General features: G+C 43.8%; 26 protein-coding genes and 1 riboswitch. Of the genes, 4 read left to right on the top strand and 22 right to left on the bottom strand.

Features of this window, described 5'->3' with window-relative positions; all coding sequences use genetic code 11:
- Nucleotides 1-34: 34 nt before the first annotated feature.
- The 14 genes from metK to AC4JOV_RS01800 all read right to left on the bottom strand — a co-directional run bounded on the left by metK (nucleotide 35) and on the right by AC4JOV_RS01800 (nucleotide 14,785).
- A complete protein-coding gene (metK, locus tag AC4JOV_RS01865; protein WP_229936818.1) occupies nucleotides 35-1,192 on the bottom strand; it encodes a methionine adenosyltransferase in 1,158 nt (385 codons plus the stop codon).
- Between the two features lie 109 nt (nucleotides 1,193-1,301).
- Complete coding sequence (gene dxs, locus AC4JOV_RS01860) at nucleotides 1,302-3,122, bottom strand: 1-deoxy-D-xylulose-5-phosphate synthase (RefSeq protein WP_229936819.1); 1,821 nt, start codon at nucleotides 3,120-3,122, stop codon at nucleotides 1,302-1,304.
- A 1-nt stretch (nucleotide 3,123) separates the two neighbouring features.
- Entirely contained in the window at nucleotides 3,124-3,333 is a 210-nt protein-coding gene (locus AC4JOV_RS01855; protein ID WP_229936820.1) for a hypothetical protein, read from the bottom strand.
- A 1-nt stretch (nucleotide 3,334) separates the two neighbouring features.
- Complete coding sequence (gene hisC, locus AC4JOV_RS01850; protein WP_229938384.1) at nucleotides 3,335-4,429, bottom strand: histidinol-phosphate transaminase; 1,095 nt, start codon at nucleotides 4,427-4,429, stop codon at nucleotides 3,335-3,337.
- 27 nt (nucleotides 4,430-4,456) lie between these two features.
- On the bottom strand, nucleotides 4,457-5,515 hold the full coding sequence (pheA, locus tag AC4JOV_RS01845; RefSeq protein ID WP_229936821.1) for a chorismate mutase: 1,059 nt from the start codon (nucleotides 5,513-5,515) through the stop codon (nucleotides 4,457-4,459).
- A gap of 26 nt (nucleotides 5,516-5,541) precedes the next feature.
- Complete coding sequence (lysA, locus tag AC4JOV_RS01840; RefSeq protein WP_229936822.1) at nucleotides 5,542-6,762, bottom strand: diaminopimelate decarboxylase; 1,221 nt, start codon at nucleotides 6,760-6,762, stop codon at nucleotides 5,542-5,544.
- 99 nt (nucleotides 6,763-6,861) lie between these two features.
- Nucleotides 6,862-7,947, bottom strand: a complete 1,086-nt coding sequence (locus AC4JOV_RS01835) for an LptF/LptG family permease (protein ID WP_229936823.1) — start codon at nucleotides 7,945-7,947, stop codon at nucleotides 6,862-6,864.
- Nucleotides 7,944-8,516 carry an aminoacyl-tRNA hydrolase gene (pth, locus tag AC4JOV_RS01830; RefSeq protein ID WP_229936824.1) on the bottom strand — a complete coding sequence of 191 codons (573 nt, stop codon included), beginning with the start codon at nucleotides 8,514-8,516 and terminating at the stop codon, nucleotides 7,944-7,946. Before pth ends, AC4JOV_RS01835 begins: the two co-directional genes overlap by 4 nt.
- A gap of 25 nt (nucleotides 8,517-8,541) precedes the next feature.
- Nucleotides 8,542-9,078: a 50S ribosomal protein L25/general stress protein Ctc gene (locus tag AC4JOV_RS01825; protein ID WP_229936825.1), complete on the bottom strand. Its 537-nt coding sequence runs from the start codon at nucleotides 9,076-9,078 to the stop codon at nucleotides 8,542-8,544.
- 328 nt (nucleotides 9,079-9,406) lie between these two features.
- The gene (locus AC4JOV_RS01820; protein WP_229936826.1) at nucleotides 9,407-10,537 is read right to left on the bottom strand and encodes a type IV pilus twitching motility protein PilT; all 1,131 of its coding nucleotides are present in this window, start codon (nucleotides 10,535-10,537) and stop codon (nucleotides 9,407-9,409) included.
- A 25-nt stretch (nucleotides 10,538-10,562) separates the two neighbouring features.
- A complete protein-coding gene (locus AC4JOV_RS01815; RefSeq protein WP_229936827.1) occupies nucleotides 10,563-11,546 on the bottom strand; it encodes a transaldolase in 984 nt (327 codons plus the stop codon).
- A 12-nt stretch (nucleotides 11,547-11,558) separates the two neighbouring features.
- The gene (gene aat, locus AC4JOV_RS01810) at nucleotides 11,559-12,293 is read right to left on the bottom strand and encodes a leucyl/phenylalanyl-tRNA--protein transferase (RefSeq protein WP_229936828.1); all 735 of its coding nucleotides are present in this window, start codon (nucleotides 12,291-12,293) and stop codon (nucleotides 11,559-11,561) included.
- A complete protein-coding gene (gene clpA, locus AC4JOV_RS01805; protein WP_229936829.1) occupies nucleotides 12,294-14,483 on the bottom strand; it encodes an ATP-dependent Clp protease ATP-binding subunit ClpA in 2,190 nt (729 codons plus the stop codon).
- A 2-nt stretch (nucleotides 14,484-14,485) separates the two neighbouring features.
- Complete coding sequence (locus AC4JOV_RS01800; RefSeq protein WP_229936830.1) at nucleotides 14,486-14,785, bottom strand: ATP-dependent Clp protease adaptor ClpS; 300 nt, start codon at nucleotides 14,783-14,785, stop codon at nucleotides 14,486-14,488.
- A 156-nt stretch (nucleotides 14,786-14,941) separates the two neighbouring features.
- Here AC4JOV_RS01800 and bioD point away from each other — a divergent pair, with 156 nt between their 5' ends.
- The 3 genes from bioD (at nucleotide 14,942) to AC4JOV_RS01785 (ending at nucleotide 17,651) form a co-directional block, all read left to right on the top strand.
- Nucleotides 14,942-15,592 (top strand): dethiobiotin synthase, encoded by a 651-nt coding sequence (gene bioD, locus AC4JOV_RS01795; RefSeq protein ID WP_491522171.1) that lies wholly within the window; start codon nucleotides 14,942-14,944, stop codon nucleotides 15,590-15,592.
- A gap of 59 nt (nucleotides 15,593-15,651) precedes the next feature.
- The gene (locus AC4JOV_RS01790) at nucleotides 15,652-16,530 is read left to right on the top strand and encodes an aspartate carbamoyltransferase catalytic subunit (protein WP_229936832.1); all 879 of its coding nucleotides are present in this window, start codon (nucleotides 15,652-15,654) and stop codon (nucleotides 16,528-16,530) included.
- Nucleotides 16,531-16,682: 152 nt separating this feature from the next.
- Complete coding sequence (locus AC4JOV_RS01785; RefSeq protein WP_229936833.1) at nucleotides 16,683-17,651, top strand: aminodeoxychorismate synthase component I; 969 nt, start codon at nucleotides 16,683-16,685, stop codon at nucleotides 17,649-17,651.
- Here AC4JOV_RS01785 and AC4JOV_RS01780 read toward each other — a convergent pair.
- Genes AC4JOV_RS01780 through AC4JOV_RS01750 form a run of 7 tightly spaced genes read right to left on the bottom strand, consistent with a single transcriptional unit; the run spans nucleotide 17,636 to nucleotide 20,875 of the window.
- The gene (locus AC4JOV_RS01780) at nucleotides 17,636-18,106 is read right to left on the bottom strand and encodes a hypothetical protein (RefSeq protein ID WP_229936834.1); all 471 of its coding nucleotides are present in this window, start codon (nucleotides 18,104-18,106) and stop codon (nucleotides 17,636-17,638) included. The two genes, AC4JOV_RS01785 and AC4JOV_RS01780, sit on opposite strands and share 16 nt — an antisense overlap.
- Nucleotides 18,107-18,120: 14 nt before the next feature.
- A complete protein-coding gene (locus AC4JOV_RS01775; protein ID WP_229936835.1) occupies nucleotides 18,121-18,663 on the bottom strand; it encodes a hypothetical protein in 543 nt (180 codons plus the stop codon).
- On the bottom strand, nucleotides 18,647-19,315 hold the full coding sequence (locus AC4JOV_RS01770; protein WP_229936836.1) for a rhomboid family intramembrane serine protease: 669 nt from the start codon (nucleotides 19,313-19,315) through the stop codon (nucleotides 18,647-18,649). Before AC4JOV_RS01770 ends, AC4JOV_RS01775 begins: the two co-directional genes overlap by 17 nt.
- Nucleotides 19,316-19,324: 9 nt before the next feature.
- Entirely contained in the window at nucleotides 19,325-19,705 is a 381-nt protein-coding gene (locus AC4JOV_RS01765; RefSeq protein WP_229936837.1) for a hypothetical protein, read from the bottom strand.
- A 26-nt stretch (nucleotides 19,706-19,731) separates the two neighbouring features.
- Nucleotides 19,732-19,959 (bottom strand): PP0621 family protein, encoded by a 228-nt coding sequence (locus AC4JOV_RS01760; RefSeq protein ID WP_229936838.1) that lies wholly within the window; start codon nucleotides 19,957-19,959, stop codon nucleotides 19,732-19,734.
- 44 nt (nucleotides 19,960-20,003) lie between these two features.
- On the bottom strand, nucleotides 20,004-20,597 hold the full coding sequence (gene rsmG, locus AC4JOV_RS01755; protein WP_229936839.1) for a 16S rRNA (guanine(527)-N(7))-methyltransferase RsmG: 594 nt from the start codon (nucleotides 20,595-20,597) through the stop codon (nucleotides 20,004-20,006).
- The gene (locus AC4JOV_RS01750; protein WP_491522170.1) at nucleotides 20,594-20,875 is read right to left on the bottom strand and encodes a PqqD family protein; all 282 of its coding nucleotides are present in this window, start codon (nucleotides 20,873-20,875) and stop codon (nucleotides 20,594-20,596) included. Before AC4JOV_RS01750 ends, rsmG begins: the two co-directional genes overlap by 4 nt.
- An 86-nt stretch (nucleotides 20,876-20,961) precedes the next feature.
- Here AC4JOV_RS01750 and AC4JOV_RS01745 point away from each other — a divergent pair, with 86 nt between their 5' ends.
- Nucleotides 20,962-22,803, top strand: a complete 1,842-nt coding sequence (locus AC4JOV_RS01745; RefSeq protein WP_229936841.1) for an asparagine synthetase B family protein — start codon at nucleotides 20,962-20,964, stop codon at nucleotides 22,801-22,803.
- 3 nt (nucleotides 22,804-22,806) lie between these two features.
- Here AC4JOV_RS01745 and AC4JOV_RS01740 read toward each other — a convergent pair whose 3' ends face one another.
- Nucleotides 22,807-22,992 carry a hypothetical protein gene (locus tag AC4JOV_RS01740; RefSeq protein ID WP_229936842.1) on the bottom strand — a complete coding sequence of 62 codons (186 nt, stop codon included), beginning with the start codon at nucleotides 22,990-22,992 and terminating at the stop codon, nucleotides 22,807-22,809.
- Between the two features lie 16 nt (nucleotides 22,993-23,008).
- Nucleotides 23,009-23,091, bottom strand: a riboswitch (cyclic di-GMP riboswitch).
- Nucleotides 23,092-23,104: the final 13 nt, after the last annotated feature.

Below are 23,104 nucleotides of genomic sequence, written 5' to 3'. Positions count from 1 at the left end.
AGCAGTGAAGATACTGCCTCAAGAAGAGTGTTTTTTAAAGTCCCAGAAAGTCTCTGATCTCATCTACTCTAGGTGTCTGCTCCCAGGTAAAGTCGCTATCTTCTCTCCCGAAGTGTCCATAGGCAGCCGTCTTTTTGTAGATCGGTCTGAGGAGATCAAGCTCTTCTATAATTCCCTTTGGTGTCAGATCAAAAAGTGCTTCGACACATGCAGAGATCTTCTCTTCCTCAACTGCACCCGTTCCATGTGTATTCACATAGATCGATACAGGGGCAGCTACGCCGATCGCATATGCGATCTGGATCGTTGCTTTTTCACACGCACCGGCAGCCACAAGGTTTTTAGCCACATATCTTGCTGCATAGGCTGCAGAACGGTCTACTTTGGTCGGATCTTTACCGGAGAATGCCCCACCGCCGTGAGGACACGAACCGCCGTAAGTATCCACAATGATCTTACGCCCTGTCAATCCCGCATCACCTTGAGGACCACCGATAACAAATCTTCCTGTCGGGTTGATATGGTAGGTGATCTCATCATGCATCATTTCAGCCGGTATCACCGGTTTGATCACCTCTTCAAGTACTGCTTTTTGTACCTGTTCAAGCGAAACATTGTCATGATGCTGCGTTGAGACAACAATCGTATCGATTGCTACCGGTTTCTCATCGACATACTTCACTGATACTTGTGCCTTACCGTCAGGACGCAAAAACGGTACCGTACCGTTCTTTCTAACTTCCGCAAGCTTTGCAGTCAGTTTATGCGCCAATGAGATAGGCAGAGGCATCAACTCAGGGGTCTCTTTACACGCGTATCCGAACATCAATCCCTGGTCGCCCGCACCGATCTCACCGCAAGATTTGTCAACTCCCTGGTTAATATCGGGACTCTGTTCACCGATCCCGTTGAGTACACCTGCGCTTCTGTAATCAAACCCGTAACTCGCATCGGTATAACCGATCTCTCTCACTACTTCTCTGGCAATCTCCTGCATTGGAGCATAGGCTGTTGTCTTCAACTCGCCTGCAATAACACAAAAACCATTGCTCAGTAATGTCTCACATGCAACCCTTGCATTTTTATCATGATCAATGATATAGTCAAGTATCGCATCAGAGATCTGGTCAGCCATCTTATCCGGGTGACCTTCGGTTACTGATTCACTTGTAAAAATGTATTCGTTAGCCATTTTTTCATTCCTTCACTTTTTTGTCCACTGTCACTGAACTTAAAAAAACACTTTTCAAGTACTTTTTTAAACCCAGGAGCTGCACTCCGGAGAAGTGCGGTACTATTATTCAGTTCTCTAGGCTTAGATCCGTATGAATCCGTGCAGCCAGCTGTTCAGGCAATAGTCCCAAACTCTCTTCAACCAGTTTCGTATTTCCATGTGTAATGAAAGCGTCATCATACTCAAAAGTGGTTAATGAAACATCATTGATCCCTTCTTCACTCAAAAATTCCAAAAGTGCAGAACCGACTCCCCCTTTTGCTGCAGAATCGGAGAAGATATACCACTTCTTGTAATCGGCACTGAGTGTTGAAAGCATCTGGGCATCAAGCGGTTTTACGAAACGCAGATCAAGAATACCGACGTCCTGATCCATCAGCTGAGCAGTCATCATTGCACGTCCTACCCCGTTACCGTACCCGATAAACAGTACTTCTTCGCCCTCCTGAAGCATTACGGACTTTCCAAGTTCATACGGTTCACAACCGCTCTCTGGTGCGAGAAATGCACCTCTTGGGTATCTGAAAGCACAAGGGGAGTCATACTCTTTGGCAAATCTCATTGCTGCTTTCATACTGCTCTCATTGTATGGTGCCAGAAGGGTCATGTTGGGAATCGCCCTGAGATAACTCACATCAAATGCACCCTGGTGTGTCTCCCCGTCTTCACCTACGATCCCTGCTCTATCGATGGCAAAAGCCACACCGATATCCATCAGACAGATATCATGGATCACCTGATCATATCCCCGTTGTAAAAAGGTTGAGTAGATCGTACAGAAAGGTTTGAAGCCCTCTTTTGCCAAAGGCCCCATCGAGGTAACGGCATGCTGTTCAGCGATCGCTACATCCCAGAAACGGTCAGGGTATTTCTCCATCGCTGCGCTCAAGCCCGTACCACTCGGCATCGCAGCTGTCACACCTACGATCTTTTCATCCTGGTCTGCCATCTCCACGAGTGTTTCACTATAGATCTGTGTCGCAGCCTTTGCAGTGGATTTCTTGAAGGTTTTCCCCGTTTCAAGGTCAAATGCCCCTACACCGTGCCAGTGTTCTTTGGTACCTTCTGCGATCTCATACCCTTTGCCCTTGGTTGTCTGAGCATGGACAATGACAGGCTTTTTAAGTTTTTTCGCTACATCGAATGTCTCAATGAGTTTTTCGATATCATGTCCGTCTACAGGTCCGATATACTCAATCCCCATCTCCTCAAACATAATCCCGGGTGTAATCAGCTTGAAAGACTCTTCAAAACGTTTGGCCATATAGGTTGCACCCTCAGGCAGATGATCCAGTGCCTTTTCAATCCTGTGTTTGAACTTTTGATAAAATGATCCTGCCATTGTTTGTGAAAGCAGTTTGCTGATCGCACCGATAGGTTTGGCGATACTCATCTCATTATCATTGAGAATGATCACCACAGGATACTTCCTGTCACCAAGTTCATTGAGTGCTTCATAGACCATTCCTGCACTCATACTCCCGTCACCGATAAAAGCTACAGGGATACGATCTTCCCCTTTGAGTGCGATCGCTTTTGCCGCTCCGACGGCCAGCGAGATTGACGTTGAGCTATGCCCTGCCACATAATAGTCATACGGAGACTCTTTCGGCTTGGTATAACCGCAAATACCGCCAAATCTGCGCAGGCTCTCAAATCTTTCCCAACGGTCGGTTAAGAGTTTATGGGCATAGGCCTGGTGGCTCACATCAAAAATAAATGGATCTTTGGTTACATCAAAAACCCTATGCATCGCGATGATCAGGTCTGTCGCACCCATGGTGGAACTCAGGTGTCCTCCGTTTTGGCTTACAGTTTGCAGTATCTTCTCTCTGATCTCTTCAGCAAGGGTCTGAAGTTCTTCAATCGATTGCTCTTTGATATTCATTTCAACTCTTTACATACGCATTGATCACTTTTTTGGCAAACTCGATATGGCTCTCATCGTATGATATCCCCAACTCTTTTGCGATAGCTTTCAATGCTTTTTTTGTTACTTTTTCAGGTTTGGCAGAAGTCTCCTTCGATGACGAAAACTCATGCAGTATAAAAGGTGAAACCTCTACACTTGCCGGCTTGACTACTTCTACTCTCTTCATACTATGCAATGATTTCTGAAAAATGCCTAAAGAAAGTACTATTTTGCGCTTCCGTTCCGATAGTGATACGAATCGCGTTCATGTTATAAGAGGCAAGGTCACGAATGATCACACCTCTTTTGAGCAGTGCATCCGCTATCTCACTGGAGTTTAGCTTATCATCAAATATGTAGGTGATAAAATTGGTATAGCTATCGATATAAGCGATACCGTTCTCCTCGGCAAATGCTTCATAGCGTTTGATCTGCTCCTGATGCAACGCAATGCTCTCTTCAACAAAGCTCTCATCTTTCGTAGCCTCTATCGCCACACGCAAAGAGAGTGTTGTGATGTTAAACGGTGGTCTCATCTTATAAAGCTCTTTGATAAGTGGTGCTTGTGCAACACCGTATCCCACGCGCATTCCGCCCAGTCCATGTGCTTTGGAAAATGTCCCAAGATAGATCACATTGTCATATCCCATTAGATCATTCGGTGTGATACGGTACTTCTCATCTTTTGCAGCGGCATACTCCATATAGGCACCGTCTACCACGACGACGGTATCATTCCCCATCGCTTCGATCAGTTTGATCACATCCTCTCTGCTTGTCGCATCACCGGTAGGATTGTTTGGCGTACAGATATAGACAACCTTTGGTCTATACATAGTGTATGCTTCCATAAACTCTTCAAACTTGTGCTCATGACTCATCGTCTTATAGACCTTTGCCCCCACTTGCTTTGCATAGATCTCATACATCGCAAAGGTTACGCCGCTCATCAGCACTGAAGCATTTTCATCAAGTACGGCGCGCGAAACAAACTCCAGTACCTGGTCACTCCCCGCACCGATAATGATGTTGTTATCCTCTACACTGTATTTCTTTGCGAGTGCAGCTTTCAGTTCGAACATACTGTCATCGGGATAGAGGTGAGCGATATCTGCATGAGACCTGATCACTTTTGCGATTGCCGGATTTGTACCGATTGGGTTTTCATTGGAAGCAAGCTTCACCACGTCTTTGGGAGCAATACCGTATTCACGTACTACCAGCTCGATAGGCTTGCCCGCCTCATAGGTTTTAATACCTTTAAGTACTTTATTAAATTGAATATTCATCTTTTACTTCTTTTTGAAATTTTATACATCATCTGCTTCATGGACATAAGATCCAAGCACTTTGATCTTATCTCCGTGCTTTTCCAGGATCGGCTTTATCTTCTCATCATCTTTGTGCCCCAAAAATTCGATAAAGAAGATCGATTTCCCCTCTACGATATGTGACTTGATCTTCATCAGATTGATATTTGATCTCTCAAAATCATTCAGAAAATTCACCAAAGATCCCGGTTTATTGTCAAGTTTGACAAGTAACGAGGTCTTGTCATCCCCCGATGGCAAGTTATCAAAGTTTGATATGACAAAGAAACGTGTACGATTGCTTGTATCATCTTCGATATTATCAAAAAGTATCGGCAGGTTATTGAGCTTCGCGGCTACTGACGGACAGATCGCAGCAGCATTCTCATCTTTCAATGCAAGTTTTGCCGCTTTTGCCGTCGACTCTACAGGGATATGTTCAATCTCATTAAGCCCTAGATCTTCCATAAACATTCTGCACTGTCCAAAGGCGATATCCTTGGAATAGATCTTATTGATCTTTTTGATATCCTCAGAGAGTGTAGCAAAAGAGAGATGCACATCGATCACCACTTCAGCGATGATCTTAAGGTCATACTCATCCAGTGAACTGATCGTATCACTTACGATACCACTTGAACTGTTTTCTATCGGTACCACACCGAACTTTGCCGTCCCCTTGGTAACTTCACGGAATACACCCTGGATCGAAGCGATAGGAAGATAGGCACTTAACGCACCAAATTTACTCTCAGCGGCCTGATGGGTAAAACTTGCTTCAGGTCCAAGATAGGCTACGCCTTCCGGAAGTTCCAGATTACGCGACACGGCAAACATCTCTAAAAAAAGTGCATCGATCGCTACATCTGTCAATTTCCCCTTGTTTTTTGCCTTAAGACGATTGAGAATCGCCTGCTCGCGTTCGGGCCGGTAGATCGGTGCACCGGTAGTATTTTTCAACTCACCGACCTTATGTACAAGATCCATACGTTGATTGTACAGTTCCAAAAGCGTATCATCGATCTTGTCTATATTCTGACGAAGCTCATCCAAAGTCATGCTCATACTCCTTTAGCTGGCGCCGGTTACTTAGCGCTCTCCTCCATACACTCAAGCTCCAAACGAACCTGATCTTCATACGTCTCACGCTTACGGATTAGTTTTACCTTATCACCCTGTATCGCTACTTCAGCAGCTTTTGGACGTGTATTGTAGTTACTCGCCATGGTGAACCCGTAAGCACCTGCTGAATGTACAGCGATCAGATCATTGTGTTCCATTGGAGGAAGCGGTACATTCTTTCCGAAGAAGTCTCCACTCTCACATACAGGTCCTACAACATCTGCAGGTGTTTTATCCCCCTCTTTTGCTATCGCTTCGATTCTATGGTAAGCATTATAAAGGCTCGGACGGATCAGGTCATTCATTGCTCCGTCTACGATCACAAAGCGTTTATCTTCATTGACTTTTTCATAAAGTACTTTAGTAAGGAATACACCTGCATTGGCTACCATATAACGTCCGGGCTCACACAGTATCGTTACATCCAGACCTTTAGTCGCCTGAAAGATCGTCTCTGTATACGCTTGAGCCGGTATGGTCTGTTCATCATCATAGACTACACCGATACCGCCGCCTACATCAAAGAACTTGATATCGATATCAATCGCATTCAGTGAACGTACCAGATCCGCCACGATGCCACATGCTTCTGCGATAGGCTCCAGTTTGGTAAGCTGTGACCCGATATGAAAGTGGATACCTACCGGATTGAGGAACTCGGATTTTTTTGCATAGATATACATGCGTTTTGCCATTTCGATATCGACACCGAATTTATTTTCATGGAGTCCCGTCGAAATATACGGATGGGTTTGTGGATCGATATTCGGATTTACACGGATCGAGATACGTGCCTCTTTACCGAGCGCTTTTGCCACCATCTCCACACGTTTCATCTCAGCCTCGCTCTCAAGGTTGATCAAAAGAATATCATACTCAAGTGCCGCCCGGATCTCATCATCACGTTTCCCTACACCTGAAAAGATGATCTTGTATTTACTCACACCTGCACTCAGTGCTCTTTTTACTTCTCCGATACTTACACAGTCAGCACCCGCACCAAGCTTTGCAAGATGTGCGATAACTGAAAGATTCGAGTTTGCTTTGACTGCATAGTTGATCAGTGATTTTTTCCCTGCAAAAGCCTCTTTGAGGCTGTTATATCTCTCTTCGATATAGTCAAAATCATACACATAAAGCGGTGTACCGTACTGTTCTGCAATCTCTTTTATATCCATACTCATTACCATTTTCCTGACAACTGTCACTCTCGTGTGACACTATTTTGGGGTGATTTTATCTAAAAATTGATTAGAAGCACCCTTATGCTTTCAAAGCACTCTCTATGCGAGACTTTTTGCCTCATCAAAGAGATAAGTATATAGTGCATAGATACTCAGTAAAAGGATCGGCAGTACAGAGGTAAGTTCAGGTAGGATCACACCGTTATACCCTATTCTTCCAAGTCCGAAAAGTACTCCCCATACAACGATCGTACCCCCCAATGCGAGTGCGAGTGTAGTAGAAAGATTTACCATTCTAGCGTGAAAAGGCAACTTGAAAAACAAGATCAATACCATGGCAAGAGCAAAAAGTGGTGTCACAATTTTATCGTACAAGGTGGCCCGGATCTTACTTGAATCAAGCTTCTGTACAGAAAAGAGCCTCCACGTATAATAGGCATCTATAACACTCAGTGCTTTCCCCTCATAGAGTGACTCCATAATCTTTGGCTTATATCCTTCAAGCGTCTCAATACTCTTTTTATACTCCAAGTGATAACGCTGCAGTATATCATTCTCATAGATATGTGTTTTCAGCCGTGCATCCTTTGCATCCCATCCCGAACCGTTGTAGAGTGCATAAGGAGCCTTGATGGTATACCTGACCTGATTGCCTTCGACCTTGAAGATCGTAATATCTTCTATCCTTTTGTTGATCGGATCAAGTTGTTTTACATACACAAACGCATCGTTGTATTTAAAAAAGAGATCTTTTACCTGATAATCATTATATTGATTTTTCAGCAGATGAGAAGCCTTATCTTTCGCATAGGAAAACTCTGTTGTATGCAGTACCATAAAGATCAGATAGACTGTGGATGCGATGGCAAGAAACGGAGTAAAAAGTTTTTTCTTGCTGAAACCGAATGCATGAAGTACCACGATATTACTGTTTCTCACCATCATGATTTTTGTAATGATCACGGCAAATACAATGGCCAGGGGATAAAGCAGTGTTATCGCTTCTTCCCATTTATAAAAAATATAATGGAGCTGATAGGTACCGAGTTTTTCAAGCTTTGAAGCCTGCTGAAAATAGTCTATCACTGAAAAGAGCAGCGAGAGTCCGAACAGAATGACTAAAAGATTCTTGAGGTAATGTTTTGCCAGATAACGAAAATAGAGCGGTGGGGAAAAGAGGTTCATCCCACAACTCCATCAAGTGATTTCAGACTGAATTTCGACTTTACCTCTGTCAATGTTTCTACCGTCAGCTTCATACATGCTTCAGCGGTATGGGAGATCAACCGATCGATATATTTTTCTTCTTCTTTGGAGAAATCATGCAGCACATAATCAGCTACCTGGGACTTATGCTCAGGCTTTCCTACCCCTACCCTTACACGGATATACTCTTTCCCGATCACTCCGTCAATGGATTTAAGACCGTTATGCCCGCCGTGACCGCCTCCTCGTTTGAAACGTAAAGCACCGAAAGGGAGATCAATATCATCATGGATCACAATAATATCTTCCATATCTATCTTGTAAAACTGCTTTACAGCTAAAACACTTTTACCCGATAGGTTCATAAATGTTGTCGGTTTTAAAAAGTAGTGATTGGAGTATTTGAAAAGTTCGCCTTGAAATGAGGCTTTGGAGATATCTCTGGCTCCAAGGTCACTGAGCAGTTTGTCTATGACCCTGAAACCGATATTGTGCCGTGTATTCTCATATTTTGATCCCGGATTTCCTAGACCAATAAAAAGTGCCACGACTATACTTTCATCATAAGTTTGATTATTTAGCTTTGATCACACCACAGATAGCAACATCTGCTCTTTCCATGATACGGCAGTTTGCAGGTGCTTCTACATCTCTTATAAGGATTGAGTCATCTCTGTCAAGATCACTGATATCAAAATCAAAGTTCTTAGGCATATCTTCAAATGTACCTCTTACTCTGATTCTTCTTTTTGACATGATGAATACACCTTTGTTTTTCAAACCTTTTGGTGTTCCGTGTGTGACAACCGGTACAAGATAGTCAGTCACCTGTCCTGGTACACCAACTCTAAGGTCAACGTGAACAATGTCGCCAGTGATCGGGTGTAGTTGATACTCCTGGATAGCTACGTTAAGCTCTTTATCGCCAACCTTGATAGGAAGTGCAAATCCTTCTTTCGCTCTTACAGCTTTGATGAAATCACCTCTTTTAAATGCAGCACTGATGTTTTCTACACCGTTTGCATAAATATTAGCGATTAGATAACCATCTCTTCTAAGCTGCTTTGCATTGCTTTTTCCGATACTCTCTCTAATGATACCTTCTAACATAGTTAGTCCTTAATAAAATTTTTTTACATCAGTGTGTAAAATAGAGGCGCATTATACCTCTTTTTTATTAAAATGGTCTGAAAGACACACAGTTGTAGAAATAGATAAAAACGATGCACAGGTGCTTCACGCTTTTGCCTTCGCGGCTACACTTCGTTCCGACTTAGCCTTCAGCGGTACACCTGTGCAGATCATTTTTGCCTTCGTGGCTCACTTCGTTCGACACGCTCCGGTTCCAACCCTATAAACGTGAGGTTCACTCACGTTTATTTAACGGGTCTCATGGTTTCGTAACTACAAACGTGAAACTATTCACGTTTGCTTCACGTTACTCATCCTTGAAGGAAATGATATCGTCTGCTTTGTTTTGGTCTTCTTTAATGATCGCACCTTTACCTACCCCTTGCATCTTCAGTTTCAGATCAGATGGGTTAGAAGCATACTCCAGGGCTATCTCTTCAGAGATTATATCCGCCTTGATAAGATCCAGCAGGTGTTGGTCGAAGGTTTGGGTACCATAGATCTCTTTCCCTTCAAAGAGTGCATCAGGAATCTCAAAGTCTCTGTTTTCCATGATCAACTGTTCAATTCTTGCTGTCTTTTTAAGTATCTCGATCCCTGCGACACGACCGCCTTTTTTTGTCGGTATCAATCTCTGAGAGATAATCCCTTCAAGGACTGATGCAAGAGAACCACGGATACGGTTCTGCTCTTCTTTGGCAAACATACCGACAATTCTGTCGATTGTCTCTTTCGCATCCAGGGTGTGGAGTGTCGAGAAAACCAGGTGACCCGTATTGGCTGCATGCAGTGCAATGTCGATCGTCTCCAGGTCCCTCATCTCCCCAACCAGGATGATATCAGGATCTTCCCTCAGTGCAGCTCTCAAAGCATCAGAGAACGAGTGCGTATCCTGACCGATCGCACGCTGATTGATCAGACATCCTCTATCTTTATGAATAAACTCGATCGGGTCTTCTACCGTAATGATATGTTTGTTGGTCTCCCGGTTGATCTTATCTATCATCGCGGCAAGTGTCGTTGACTTACCAGAACCTGTAACCCCTGTCACAAGAACCAGACCACGTTGTGCTTCGGTGAATGTTTTGATCACTGCAGGAAGCCCCAAATCATCAATACTCAAAATCTTCACGGGAATAATACGGAACACGGCTGAAAGTCCGTCCATTTGATAAAAGAAGTTCACCCTGAAACGGTGATCTTCACCCAGTACATAGGTAAAGTCCAGGTTTTTATCGATCCTGAGCTTTTCAAACTGTTCTGTTGTAGTAATCGCTCTTGCGATACCTTCGACATCTTCAGCGCTCAGCTCCTCTTTCCCCATTAGTTTCAACTTACCGTTCAAACGTACTCTCGCAATAGCACCTGATTTGATATGAAGGTCAGAACCACCGTTACTGATCATTGTTCTTAAAAAGAGTTTGAGTTTTTCTTCCATCCAGTCGCTCCTATCTTCAGCAGAATTATTTGATACTTTCCAGCATCTCTTCAAATGCCTCTTCAAATGCTACGAGGCCATCTGTAAGCAGTTTTTCATAGACCTCTTCCATTTTAATACCTGCTTTCTCTACCGCTTCGAAATGTGCATCGATATGCGCCATATCAAGCGGCAGTTTCGCCGGTGTAGCACTCTCTTTAATGTAGTGCTCGATAGTAGCAAGCGGTGCTGTATTGACCGATCTTGAGGCAAAAAGCTCTCTGATATAGTAATCTGCAGGAAGAGCATCCCCTTTCACACCGGTACTTGCGAAGAGCGTTCTGATCTCCGGTACCTTGTGAGACTCGATCATCGCATAGATCTTTGCAGCGTTGTAGTTCCCTACTTTTGCCGCATCCACTCCTGCTTCTTCCAGTGCGCTATCCAGCATTCTGTCAAAACGGCTGACAAAGACAGAGATCACGGCATTCACTTTTTTATCACTCGCAGCGATTCCTTCTTTCATCGCCTCGACACACTTCATTGCCTGTTCCGGAGAGAAGATCAGTGTCGCATTGACCGAGATCCCCTGGCTAAGCAGTTCCTTCATCGCTTCATATCCGGCTTCAGTCGCAGGTACTTTGACCATCACATTCGGTTCACCGATCGCTTCGAAGAGTCTTTTCCCCTCTTCTACCGTTCCGGCAGTATCATTGGAGAGGAAAGGATCTACCTCGATAGAGATATATCCGTCATTCCCCTCCTCATAATTTTCTCTCAGCGCCTGTGCGGCCGTTTTGATATCATCGATTGCCAAGGCTTCATACTTCTCTTTGGCACTCTTACCGGCCAACGATTCCAACTGCTCTTTATATGCAGGGGAAGAGGTGATCGCTGAAGCAAAGATCGCCGGGTTGCTTGTCGCCCCGTTAATGATCCCTTTTTCAATCATGGATGAAAATTCATTTTGCAAAAAATCTCTCTCAATAAAATCCAGCCACAACGAAAACCCTAACTCTCTATCTACCATTTAATTCTATCCTTATTCTTGATTGTATTGTTCATACGTCCATTCGAAGTCATGCCAATTTCCCAGATCGCTAGGCTTTTGAAGTGCCCGGGCAAGAGCATCGAGGAATATATCTCTATCCACTACCTCAGCACCCAAACCTATCATATGATCTGTCGGCATCTGACAGTCTATAAAATCATAACCTTTTGCACCTAAAACATCGCTAAGGGCCTTAAATGCCACTTTTGAGGCATCCTTTACCAGGGAGAACATCGACTCCCCAAAGAAGGCTTTTCCCATCGCGATCCCGTAAAGCCCACCGACCAGTATCCCGTCCTTATAGACCTCTACACTGTGTGCGAACCCCTCTTCATGTAGACGGATAAACGCTTCTATCATTTCAGGTACGATCCATGATCCCTCTTGACCTTCCCTGGGTACGGTGGCACAGTAGCGGATCACTTTTTCAAAGTGATGGTCAAACTTTACGGTGAACTTGCCCGACCTCAATACCCTGCGGAAAGACTTTCTTACATAAAATTTATCGGGATAGAGAAGCAATCTCGGATTGGGGGACCACCAGAGGATCGGATCACCAGGACTGAACCACGGGAAGATCCCTTTACGGTAAGCTGTCAGCAGCGTATGAGAGGAGAGCTCCCCTCCGTATGCCAACAGCCCTTCATCAGAGGCAAACCTTGGATTCGGGAAAGAGGTCGCCCGAAGCGGCGGTACAAAGTAGTCTTCGTCAAATATCGATGACAATCACCGCTCCTCATACGCAAACTGTAATTGACCCTCATTGAAGTCTACTTTGACTTTCCCTCCTTTTTTGAGCTTACCAAAGAGTATCTCATCCGTTAACGCTTCCTTGATCTTCGCATCGATCACACGGGCGATGTGTCTTGCCCCATAGCGTGCATCATACCCCTCTTCGGCCAGATACTCTTTCGCCTTTTTCGTGAGTTTGACTTTCACCTTTTTCGCTTTGAGCAGATCATTGAGATTCTCTGTCTCAATATCAACAATCTTGACAAGTGTATCCAGACTCAGAGGCTTAAACTCAATCGTACCGCTTAAGCGGTTTCTAAACTCCGGAGAGAAGAATGAAGCCAGTGCTTTATCGGTTTTCATCGTTGTATCTTTGGTGAATCCCATCACATTCGGCTCTTTTGTACCGATATTGGAGGTCATGATAAGGATCACGTTCTTAAAGTCACTGACTACGCCGTTATTATCAGTCAGCTGTGCGCCATCCATCACCTGAAGCAGGATATTCATGATATCAGGGTGTGCCTTTTCGATCTCATCAAGCAGTAGCACCGTATGAGGATGTTTCTTGATCATCTCGGTCAACAATCCTCCCTGCTCATATCCGACATATCCCGGAGGTGCACCGACCAGTCTGCTGATCGTATGCGGTTCCATATACTCACTCATATCCAGACGCTCGAAGTGTACATGCATCGTCTCGGCAAGCTGTGTTGCCAATGCCGTCTTACCTACACCTGTCGGCCCAACAAAGAGGAATGACCCTATCGGTCTGTTCGGTGCATTAAGTCCTGCGTAAGAGCGTTTGATCGCACGGCTTACCGCTTCGATGGCCTCATCCTGACCGATGATCTTCTCTTTCAGATCAGATTCAAGTGTTTGAAGCTTGCGTGTATCGTCTGTCCCGACGACTGTAGAAGGGAGCTTCAGACTTTTTGCCACACTCTCTTCGATATCCTTGGGCTTCACTTTGACATTTTCAAGCCCTTTCAGCATAAAGTGTGCTCCAACCTCATCGATGATATCCATTGCCTTGTCCGGAAGGAATCTGTCATGCAGATATTTCACCGAAAGATCGATCGCCGAGCGGAGTGCCGCATCAGAGAAACTGATCCTGTGGTAATCTTCATACTTATGCTGTACACCCTTCAGGATCGTAAAGGTATCTTCGATACTCGGCTCTTCCACATCGATCTTGGCAAACCTACGGCTGAGCGCCTTGTCTTTATCAAAGAAGTTTCTATACTCTGCATAGGTTGTCGCACCGATACACTTCAGGTCACCTCTGGCAAGTGCAGGTTTGAGCAGGTTACTTGCATCCATGCTCCCTCCGCTTGTCGCACCTGCTCCCACCATCGTATGGATCTCATCAACAAAAAGTATCGCATTTTTCTCTGCTGTGAGTTCTGCGATAATTCCCTTCAGACGCTTCTCAAAGTCACCTCTGTACTTCGTTCCCGAAACCAATGCACCCATATCAAGCGCATAGACCTTGGCCTCTTTTATCACCTCAGGGACCTCTCCTTCGCTGATCTTCAGTGCCAACCCTTCAGCGATCGCAGTTTTACCGACTCCCGGTTCTCCTACAAGCAGCGGGTTGTTCTTCTTTCGGCGGCAGAGTGTCTGCATCACCCTATCTATCTCATTTTCACGTCCGATCACCGGATCGATTTTACCGCTTTGGGCAAACTCCACAAGCTCTGTCGTAAACTCACTCAGCAGTGAATCACCCTCTTTCTCTGTTCCATTTTGGGTTTTATTTTCAGGCTCTCTGTGTGAGATCACCTCCAGCACATCCACACGTGCGATCTCCGCTTTTTTCATCAGGTAGACCGCATAGGAATGCTCCTGCATAAAGATTGCAGCGATCATATCTCCCACACTTGCTTCACTGCGACCTGATGAGTGAATATGCGTCATCATATCGTTGATGGTCCTTGAGAGTGCTACAGTCTCAAAAGGCTCCACCTGCTGTTCAAGTTTTGGGATCGTTTTGTTGATATGCTCCAAGATCCCTTTTTCCAGTATATCCGGATCCGCCATAAGTGCTGCAAATATCTCTTTTCCCTCTTCACTTCTCACAATTGCCAAAAAGACATGTTCCACCGTAAGGTATTCGTGTCTATTCTCTTTGGCATAGGCAACTGCATGCTTAAATACATCATTCAATGCCATACTTATCATAATCAACTATCCTCTTCTATTGTAGCTAACAGCGGAAACTCATTTTGTTTCGCTTTCTGTTTGACCTGATCTGCCTTTGTCTGAGCGATCTCAAAGCTATATACGCCACACACGCCGATACCCTTCTCATGGATCTCTATCATGATCTTCTCTGCTTCCATCGCATTTTTGTGAAAGATACCCATCAATACATCCACAACAAAATCCATACTGGTATAGTCGTCATTGTGCAGCAACACCTTGAACATCCTTGGCTCTTCAAGCTCCAAGCTGGTCTCTATCTCTTCTTCTATCTTTGGCATAGTATGTTAAAATTCCTATCAATTGATCTATATCACCGTCATCCTGAGTTGGTTCAGGGACTCTCATCATACGAAAAGCCATTAGACATTATACGGTATTTCGTCGAGTACGGTATGACGTTTATAGCTTAAATATTATACACAAAAACTTAGGAAATGCAAATGCACGCACTCTTTATCACCGCTACAGGCACCAATGTAGGGAAAACCCACACGACACTCAAGCTCATTGAAGCATATGCAAAAATTGGTCTCAAAGTAGGCGTCTTCAAACCGATCGAAACCGGTGTAACAGATGAACCGCTTGATGCCAAAGCACTCCTTGAAGCCTGCCAAAAAGTCAACCCTGACTTTGCAAACCTCACCCCCGCAGACATCACCGCTTATACCTTTTCTCTGCCTGCTGCCCCCTACTGTGCTGATATCCAGCAGGAGATAAAGCTCAAAAAGATATTTGACAAATACCATGAACTTTCCAAACGTTGCGATCTTTTACTCGTCGAAGGTGCAGGAGGACTGATGGTACCCATCACTCAAACTTATAAGATGATAGACCTGGCCAAAGACCTCAATGCACCTCTGCTTCTTGTTACCCCAAGCCGTCTGGGGTGTATCAACGATACCCTCCTTTCACTGGAAGTACTTCACTCAAGAGATATCGACTTTGAGTGGTGCGTAAATCTATACGAAGACAGGGAAAGTTTTGCAGAGGTGACACAGCCCTACTATGATGCGGTGTTTCCTGGGTGGTGGAGTGTGGAAAAAAATATTGAACAGTTTGTAAATCGATATGCGCCAAAACAATAATTAAAAACCCATTTTTACCACCCCTTTGCTATAATACGAAATTAAAACAAAGGACGTTTATGCAACATCTCGTAGATACTTATGACTTCACAGACCAACAGATAGAAAACCTTCTACGGGATGCCAAAAAGTTCAAATATCAAAAACCTATCCAGCTTCTTAGAGACAAACTGCTTATCACACTCTTTTTTGAAAACTCGACAAGAACAAGAAGCTCATTTGAAGTGGCGGCGAAGAGACTCGGTGCAGCGGTAGTACACCTTGACCCCTCACGTTCATCGACTAAAAAAGGTGAAACACTGGAAGACACCTTTGCAAACCTCTGTGCGATGGAACCCGACGGCATCATCATCCGCCACGCTGAGAATGAAGTGCCCAAACAGCTTGCCGATATGGAACTCAGCTCTGTGATCAACGCAGGAGCCGGGAACTATGCACACCCGACACAGGCTCTGCTTGATCTCTTCACGATGATGGAGCATTTTGACGGTGAGATCGAAGGGAAAACCGTCGCTATCGTGGGGGATATCGTCAGTTCACGTGTGGCGAGCTCAGGCATCCGCCTTTTAACAAGAATGGGAATGAATGTTGTATTGGTTGCACCGAAACCGTTTATGCCGGAAAGTGACCTGCCTCAGTATGAAAACCTTGACGAGGTCATAGACAAAGTCGATGTGATCATGAGCCTGCGTGCACAGCTGGAGCGTCACGCTACGCCGATCTTTGATGACTATGAAGCGTATGCGAAACACTACTGTATCACAAAAGAGCGTCTGGGTGAGAGAAATATCCTTCTGCTCCACCCGGGACCGGTCATGAGAAACATTGATATCAGCGATGAGATGCTGGAAGACCCACGATGCAAAGTCCTGGAGCAGGTCAAGAACGGCGTCTATGTACGTATGGCCGTACTGAAACTGCTTATGCTGGATGCTTGATGAGCGTTCAGCGTTTAGCGTTTAGCATTCAGAAAATAGAAGCACTGCGTTGCAGTGCATACAAACACTCTTCACTCTTTACCCCAAGGGCACTTGTCACTTCGTTCGGGCGCACTCTTCACTCTTTACTAAAAACTCAACGGAGTTTTTAAATGTGGCTAGATACAGATAACGGTTTTCAACATATCAATGAACTAGCCAAAAACAACATACCCTTTCTCACCATCATCTCTTATGATAAACAAAAGATCTTTGCACAGCCCCTTGATGCACTGGATGATGACATCTACTACAAACTCGAAGAGTGGAGAAACTACCCTGTAGAACAACGTACCAAAGATTTCACCTTTTCTAAAAAACCTGTCGATTTTGATACCTACAGACAGACCCTTGATAAGATACTCGAAGAGATACGTTTAGGCAACACCTACCTCCTCAATCTTACTTTCAAAACACCGATAGAGACCAATCTCACGCTCAAAGAGATCTTTACCTATGCCAGAGCAAAATTCAAACTCTACTTCAAGGAGCAGTTCATCTGTTTTTCTCCGGAACGTTTTGTCGAGATAGAGGGCAACACCATTTCAACCTATCCTATGAAGGGTACGATCGACGCCAACCTTCCAGATGCAGAAGAGATCATCTTGTCCAACCAAAAAGAGATGGCCGAACATGTAATGATCGTCGATCTGATGCGTAATGACCTTGGTATCATAGGAGAAGAGGTACAAGTAGAAAAGTTCCGCTATACCGACAGGATCAAAGCCGGCGAAAAAGAGCTGCTTCAAGTTAGCTCCAAGATCACTGCAAAACTCCCGGATAACTGGAGAGAAGATCTGGGCAGACTGCTTGAGAAGATCCTTCCTGCAGGTTCCATCTCAGGTACACCTAAAAGAAGTACGGTAAATATCATCAACAGCGTAGAGGAGTATGAACGTGAATTTTATACGGGTATATTCGGCGTCTTTGACGGGGAAAGTTTCCGTTCGAGCGTCATGATCCGTTTCATCGATAAGGAAGGGGATCAACTCTTTTACAAGAGCGGTGGAGGGATCACGATAGACTCGGATGCCCAAAGTGAATATGAAGAGCTGATCGACAAGGTCTATCTGCCCTTTTGATCCTCCTCTTTTTTAAAGAACTCCGAAGGAAAACTTACCGCTTTTGGCTGAAAAAGCTTTGCTTCAACCTTCTCTTGACCTGCTAATCTCTGCAGTTGGTAAGGGACATAGATATAACGGCTTGCAATAACTTTATGCTGCTGTGAACATTCTTCAAGGTGTACTCGGATACTGCTCTCAATTCCCTCATCAACCAGCTGTTCAGGCATCGAAGCATTGCTGAGCAGTACAATGATGTCAGCACTCTTTCTCATCTGAACATGTGCCATGATCTCATCATGCAAGGCCATATAGGAGGCTTGCATATCCTCTATCTCGTTTTCCATTCTTCGTATCGAACCGTTTTGGTCAAGTATCATCGCAAAAGGTCTGAAGATATGCTTCTCTTCAAGTATCTCCTTTGCTTCATAGATCGACTTTTCAAGCATCATCATCGCTCGTTCATCGTCATTCATTACCACGCTCCTTTTCATAAAACAGTTTTACATCTCTCACTTCTATGCTTCCAGTGATAAGATTTATCCTCACTCACCCTGGAATAATAGACTTCTCCTGAGTCCCTCCATGCATCGATCAGAATCCCATTGTTGAGTATACACTTTTCACTGTTACACCCTTTTGCTACCACAACCAGTGCATTGTGTTCACTCCAATACTCTCCGATATTGGCCCCGACAAGATGAAAATCAAAACTCTTATACCCTTGGGACTTCAAGTGCAGATAGAGTGCATCGGAAAAGTGGTAGCAGAGCCCCTTCTCTCTTACGCCTACATTGACCAGAAAGTTATGAAACTGGGGAGGCGAAACCAACGCATAGCTCTCAGTCAGTTCATCTGTCTTATGATAGATATCCCAGGCCAGATAATCAGCCTCCCTCAGAGAGATATTTTCATCCAGCCCCTGCAGCTTATGACTCAAATGCTTGACCTTTGAGGGTGCAGGTGCTGAAGATTTGACACTGCATCCGATCAAAAAAAGCGCGATCAGCAGAAGACTAAAGTACCGAAGCATTCGATCCCTGCAGATAAAAGAGTGCACTGAACAATGCAAGCAGCATGGCAATAGTGTAGAGAATCAGCCACCGGGGGTTGTACGAAAGCATCATACCGCCGATCGCACCTACCAGAAGACCGCCGATATGGGCACTCATATCGATAGAAGGGATAGAGAGACCAAGAAACAGATTGAGTGCGATGATCACACCAAAATTCTTCATAAAAATCCTGCTCTGAGCTCCTATACGCTCTCTATGTACCAAAAAAAATCCGGCCAATGCACCAAAGAGTCCGAATATCGCCCCTGAAGCGCCTATCCCTACACTCTGCGGATGCATAGCAAGTGATGCGACTGCGCCGATCAGCCCGGAAAAAAAGTAGATCGCAAGAAAAGCGCGCTTCTCGAAGTATATCTCGGCAGGCCGTCCCACGATATAGAGTGAAAACATATTCATCAACAGGTGAGTCATACCGCCATGCAGGAACATCGCACTGAGCAGACGCCACCACTCATCATAGAGAAAAATAAGAGGCCCGTAGAGTGCGCCAAATGCAACCATCACCCTTGTATCCATCTCCATGAAGTTTGCACTGAAAAGTGCAGTAGCGATATAGACAAAAAGGTTGAGAAATATCAGGGTATAGGTAATTTTAAAAGAGTGAAACACTGGTCCTACTTAAAGAATTGCCTCGGCAAAGATCACACCATCAATCAGTGATCTGGCAATCTTAGTCATCTCTTTTTCTTCATGGATAAGTACCAATACACGTGTATCAAAGAGATACTCCTGTGCGATAGGCTGGACCATCATCGCATCATCCTCTTCACAGATGATATAGCTTGCCCCGAGTGCATTGGCAAAGATCGCCTCTTTGAGTTTATTGACCGGTACCGCATAGGCGATATCGTTTTTCTGGCAGTAGGCCGCCAGCTTATGCGAGTCGGCCAAAGGCTCCAATAACACTATTGTATCAGGTGCGCTCTCTTTGATATCCTCTTCTGAAAAGACTTTGCAAAACTTCGGGCTCTCTATCCATGGATGTCCGATGACGATCATAGTGTATCTCCTCTTCGTTTGATTGGCTAGTGATGCCTTTTGTCCGCACACTCTTGTGAACAGTAGTATTTACCGTTAATGATAATACTCTCTTTGAGCGTTACAAACGTATGACACGTCTCACACTCGACAAGTGTATCCTCATCGATCTTTTTTTCTTCAGGGCTCTTGCTCCCGATAGTAGGTAGTTTACCGCCAAAAAACTTATAGATAAGCAGTGCGACCACTGCAAAAATAATGATTTTTAAGATCACTGATCAGCCTTATATATGGGTATCCTCACAACCCTTCATATTGATCATGGGGTTTTAAGGGTAGCCAAAAGATAATTTCTTTGATTTTTTTGTACTATATCATAACTTAACTGATGTTGTACCGCTTCCACTTCGTCAAAAACGCGGCTTCCTTTATAGAAGAGATACGAGGTATGGGCATCACTGATATTTTCGGTGAGTTGCAATAAGAATTTCGTATCGGTCACTGCCCGTGAGCTGATCATCTCAAAGGGTGCATGCTCGACCTGCTCCACTCTTTTGCCCTCTACCTTGACATTATCCAGCCCAAGGTCGATACAGGCATACTTCAGAAATGAGACTCTTTTCTTGAGCGGCTCCGCCAACACCACTTCTGTCTGCGGTAAAGCGATACCCAGTATCAAGCCCGGGAATCCGGCTCCGGTCCCTACATCCAGCAGTGTTTTGGGAATTTTGATAAAAGTGAGGGGATAAAGGGAATCGATAATGTTTTCATAGATCTTTTCGATCGTCTTTGCCCCGGTAAGATTATGAATCTGATTCCACTCATGCAGCAGTTCACTGAAGGCCTCCAGTTTTTGGATCGCAGCCTCGTCAAGTTCGATCGACTCTTTTTTCAAATACTCTGCTAACTTCAAACTGCTTTCACCTCTACCAAACCACTCTCCTGAAGTTTTTCCACAAAGATGAAAAGATCATTTTTGAGTACCTCTTCTTCCACATCATACTGCTCCAGAAGTCTCTCCAGCACCTCTTTGAGTACCCTCTTCTCTTCGATCGCTTTCCAGATATCCGTCCCTACCTCATCAAGGCCGAAGTAGTTCTCGGAATTCATATCAAGCAGTACCATCTCCCCATCAACCTCCTGGGCGAAAACGGTATCTGCAAATATAATTTGTTGATTGAGATTCATCATTTTTCTTTTTTAATAAAATTATAACATGTATTTGTTTTTTCTTTTAGATATAATCAATACTCTATAACCTGCATGATTGGAAGTAAATGAGCGGTTTTATTACGATTTATAACACTGATGGAAAACCTGTCGACAAACAACTAATTCATTCACTGACCGAAACATTAAAATTCCGTGGTCCGGATCAACAAAAAGTGTGGATTGATAACACTATCGGTATGGGACATGCGCTGTTCAAAACCACCTTTGAAGCGGAGTATGAAAACCAACCAGCTACCATCGATAACAGAGTATGGATCACCTGTAGTGCACGGATAGATGACAGAGAAAACCTTGTCAATAAAATGGGTCTGAAACAATCCCTGGAGTTGTCTAAAACACCTGACAGTGAGCTGATCCTGCATGCCTACAGAAAATGGGGAGAAGCGTGCCTAGAACATCTGTTAGGGGACTTTGCTTTTGTGATCTGGGACAAGAAGAAACAAAAGCTTTTTTGTGCTAGAGACCGTTTTGGTGCCAATCAATTGTATTATGCAGAAAAAAACAACTCAATAATCATCTGTAATACTCTAAATACTATAAAGCAACATCCTTTAATATCTAGGCAACTCAATGATAAAGCTATTGCAGGATTTTTATTATTTGGAGATCATACATGGATAGATAAAACATTGACTGTACTCAGCAATGTAAAAACCCTTCCTCCTGCTCATTCAATCACTTTACAAAATGGTAAAACCTCTCTTAAAAAATATTGGGATATTTCACCGGATCTTCCTATATTACGATATAAAAAGGAATCTGATTATATTGAACATTTCAATGAGATATTTAAAGTCTCTATAGCAGATAGAATTCGTACAAATGCCTTAACTATAGCCATGAGTGGAGGTATGGATTCGAGTTCAGTTGCTGCAACTGTTCGTCAACTTGAAAAAGAAAATACCATCCCCCCTCTAACGCTGAATGCGGTAACAGCAGTGTATGATCGAATATTACCGTGTCAAGAACGTCATTATGCAGGCATTGTTGCAAAACATTTAAACATTCCTATCCATTATTTAATTGGTGAGAACTATACATTCATGCGTCCATTGGTTTTAACAACACGGCCTTTAGAAATTTATACTTTTACTTTGTGGAAAGAGATTAAAAAAACTATTGCTGCACACTCTCGTGTTGCACTCACAGGTGCATCTGCAGATAATCTTCTCATGTATTCACCAGCTATAACTACTATGAAAGAAGTAAATCCAATAAAGGTGCTTATGGATCTATTTCAATTAAAAAAGCGCTATCAAAAAAGACCGGCAATAGGATCAGGCTTACTTGCCATGCTTAAATTGAAACATAAACAAAAAGGTAACAAAAACATACTTGTTCGACCACGTCTATTATCCGATTGGTTCAATCCTGAGTTCGAAAAGGCAATGGAATTAAAAAAAATTTGGGAAGAGACATCTGAGTGGAATCCAAATCCATTACATACCCGACATCCTAATGCTCATAATACATTGACTGGAATAGACTGGAATACAGATGATATTATAATGGAGAGCGAATTTACTCTTTCAGAAGAGAGGGATCCATTTTTGGATTTAAGACTTGTAGAATTTTTATTTTCTATCCCTTCATTACCTTGGTTCTTTGAAAAACATATTCTGCGCCAATCAATGGCTGAAATGTTACCTCAAGAAATCATTAGGCGTCCAAAAACTCCTTTGGGAGATCTTCATGGAAAATTTATGCTAGAATCTTCCTCTTCATGGATTAATGATTGGCAAGTCAACAATGATTTGCTCCCCTATGTACAACCCGATAAAATTCCTTCAGCCATTCAAGCATCAAGTGATTATACGATGAGAGAACAGCGTCTCAGAATTCTTAATTTGGGGGACTGGATTAAAGCATTTAAGTCAAATGATTAACAACTAAGAACCTGATGGCCCTAGAAGACCACCTGTTGCATTACCATTTAAGTTACCGTTATCTTTTGCATAGGCTCCACTTCCTTGTGTTCTTTTGGAAATGGTACCTATTTCTTTCAAATTAGGTGTACTGTAGCTTTTTTTCTCACATCTTTTAACAATGTTTTTTAAATCATTAAATTTTTTCATTCACTATATCCTTCAATATAGCAACCCGGCTGTCTTGCCCCCTCATCAAGACCCGTGGCTTTCCGTCCTATTCTCACAAATAGTTTGGCCAACTTAATCGTTACATTAACGT

The sequence above is a fragment of the Sulfurovum sp. MH2-6 genome (assembly GCF_058374785.1).
This window is presented reverse-complemented; position numbering and strand designations above follow the sequence as displayed.